The organism is Candidatus Nanopusillus massiliensis, assembly GCF_920984865.1.
In genome coordinates this window covers 119611-122685 of sequence record NZ_OV100765.1, presented here as the reverse complement: position 1 = coordinate 122685, position 3075 = coordinate 119611, and the positions used below count along the sequence as shown (strand labels likewise).

Sequence of the window (3075 nt, the reverse complement as noted above, 5' to 3'; positions counted from 1 at the left end):
ACATTATATCTACTACATCTATTAAATCAAATTCTTTGCATATTTTTTCCCTATTTTCTTTACTCCATCCCCTTAATTCTATTGCTATTCTATATTTTTTACCAATTGAATTAAAGAAATTATATGCAGTTTTCAATATTTTCTTTTGTATCTTTGAATGAATATGGTAATTGAATAACAATTTTATTTGCTCTTAATATATTTGCAATTTCTTCTTGTTTTTCCCAAAATTCAAATACTTCTTTTGTATTTCTTAAATATCCAACTCTTCCCTTTAATTCTTTATAATTCTTTATTTTTGATCTTCTCCATGTAAAAGAATTTACATCATGAGTAATACCTTGAAATGCCTTAAATGTAAATTCAAAATTTTCAGGTGCTTCTTTTCTTATTTTTCTAACTATTCATTATCCTGTATTGAATAAAAAGTACTATTTATTTCTATTACATTAAATTCTTTATAATATTGTTTCCTTGATATAGGGAATCCACAGGTTCCTACTTTTATCATGAAAATATATTATACCATATACATAAAATATCTATTTATATACAAAATATTATAATAAAATCCAAAAGCATATTAAACGATAAAATAGTTCATAATTTCCAAATCCTTGTGGTATAAATGTATTATTTGTAGATATTATATTTCCATTACCTCCTACTATCTTTTCTACAATATAACTAGTAGCAGATAATAGATTAATAAATGTAATATTTCCATTTATATTTCCTATTATTGATATTCCTTCATAATAATTATATAATGTGTTATTTACATTCGTACTAGATATTACACTACTTAAACTATTTATGAATCCTTGTGAATTATTATAATATACATTTACACTTCCTGTAGATGTTGTTAAATTATCTATATATCCACTTCCATATATTTCAATACCTAATTGTGAATTATATAATGATATGTTTGTTGCATTACCTGTTAAATAATATCCAAATAATCCTCCATTTGTTGTTACATTTATTATATTATTATAAGCAGTTTCATATAATCCAAATACCTGTCCTACTTTTATATAATCATTTTCTATATTATTTCCTGAAGATGTTAAATATATTCCAAATATATTTTATTCATATTGTTATTTATTTATTTATAATATTTTCATTATTTATCTTTATTCCAAATATGTTAGATATTACATTACTATTTTCTATTACATTATTTACTGCATTTCCATCAAAATCTATTCCAAATATTTGTCCATTTATATTTGAATTATTTATTATTACATTATATGGATTGTCATCATATATTCCCCATACTGATGATTGAATATTTGTATTTTCTATTGTTGAATTTTGTATATAACCATATATTCCTCCTATATTTCCATTTATTGTAGAATTATATACATTTACTACTGATGGATTCTTTACATCTATTCCAAACAATCCTGAATTTATATTATCATTTATTAAATTAATAGTTCCATTTTCTACATTTATTGCAAATAGATTTGTATTAATATTTATATTCTGTATTGTTACATTTGATGATAATACATCTATAACAGGTAATCCTGGATTTGCAGGTTCAAATATTGTATTTTGTCCTAATAATGTTATATTTTGACCTTGTGGGTTTATTATTAAGTTTACTAAATATACTCCTGGAGAGAATACTACTACAGGTATAGAACTATTAATTGCTGAATCTATTATTCCTTGTATTTGTGTATTACTTAATGTTGGATTTATTACTGATACATTATATGCATTTTGTGATATATATATTACCTGGGGATTTGTATATTGATTTAATCCATAATTATTATATGCATATACTTTATACCATATTGAATAATATCCATTACTATTTAATTTTGCATATTCTTGTAATATTCCATTATATAATATATCTGAACATGAATTAATTATTGTTACCCATTGATTACTTGTTTGATTTAATAATTGTATTTGACAATAATCTTGACCTAAAGTATTATCATATACATTTGCACTAACTTCTAATAACCATATATTTTCTTGTGTACCATTTGATGGTGTAGGATATGTATATGATACATTAAATATTGGTGAAGGTAATGTATAAACATATATTCNNGTTGAATTTGTTATTCCCTCAGGATTCGATGTTGATAATTCTATTGTAATATTTCCTCCATTTGGTATAATATTATATAATCCTGGTAAATTATATGATGAATTTTCATAATTTAATTGAATAATATTATTACCTGGTGTTACATTTATATTATATGTTTGTCCATTTATTGTTACATTTACATTTGGATAATTTGTATAGAATGATATATTTAGTTGATAATAATTTGATACTGAATTATTAGATGGGGATATAATATATATTTGTGGGTATTTTATATTTTATGTACAGTAACTGTTATAGTAGTAGAATTCGTAACTCCATTTTGCGCTGTACCTGAAATTGTTACTGAATATGTTCCTGGGGTAATTGATGATGATGATGCAGTAACGGTTAAATTTACTGATGCATTTGGAGTAACAGTGGTATTAGATAATGAACATTGTAGATTTGAATTACTTGTTGAACAAGAAAGAGTAACTGGCAAAGCAGTATTTCCTGTTAATTGATTTACATATATTGTTGTAGAATTACTATAATTTGTATAAACAGCTATATATTTGGTCCTGTAATATCAAAAGTAAATACTGGAAATCCTAATACCAATATAGAAACATAAGATCCTTGATCTGAATTAATAGTATATGAAACACTATAACTACCTGGAGATAAATGCCTACATTCTGCAGCATATACACTAGCAGAATTTCCTGAAGAAGTTAAGAATTATTGAGAACATCCAGTAGGTAATGCTACACTACTCATATATCCACCATTTATCCCATTGCCCGATAATGATAATAAAACTTCAATACTGTTTCATTTTGCTTTTGTACATTAAATGATATTGTTTGAGTAGTTGTTGTTGTATATGTATATGTTGAATTATATAAATTTACTGGAGTATAATAATTATCTATTGAAATACCTCCTATTACATTATATAAATTTTGTGAACTAAAGGAGCATATATTATTATT

At 23.7% G+C, this 3075-nt stretch carries 4 protein-coding genes and 1 pseudogene; 1 reads left to right on the top strand and 4 read right to left on the bottom strand.

Features of this window, described 5'->3' with window-relative positions:
• The 3 genes and pseudogenes from LUA84_RS05015 to LUA84_RS00965 form a co-directional block, all read right to left on the bottom strand.
• Positions 1-136 (bottom strand): annotated as a pseudogene (locus LUA84_RS05015) (DUF72 domain-containing protein); the annotation flags it as partial.
• Positions 120-392: a DUF72 domain-containing protein gene (locus tag LUA84_RS05010; RefSeq protein ID WP_457913322.1), complete on the bottom strand. Its 273-nt coding sequence runs from the start codon at positions 390-392 to the stop codon at positions 120-122. The pseudogene LUA84_RS05015 and the gene LUA84_RS05010, both read right to left, overlap by 17 nt.
• A gap of 721 nt (positions 393-1113) precedes the next feature.
• The gene (locus LUA84_RS00965; protein WP_231434010.1) at positions 1114-1422 is read right to left on the bottom strand and encodes a hypothetical protein; all 309 of its coding nucleotides are present in this window, start codon (positions 1420-1422) and stop codon (positions 1114-1116) included.
• A 936-nt stretch (positions 1423-2358) separates the two neighbouring features.
• Between LUA84_RS00965 and LUA84_RS00960 the strand changes: the two genes are divergently transcribed.
• Complete coding sequence (locus LUA84_RS00960) at positions 2359-2604, top strand: hypothetical protein (RefSeq protein ID WP_231434009.1); 246 nt, start codon at positions 2359-2361, stop codon at positions 2602-2604.
• Positions 2605-2871: 267 nt separating this feature from the next.
• Here LUA84_RS00960 and LUA84_RS00955 read toward each other — a convergent pair.
• A partial coding sequence (locus tag LUA84_RS00955; protein ID WP_231434008.1) for a hypothetical protein occupies positions 2872-3075 on the bottom strand: 204 nt, incomplete at its 5' end.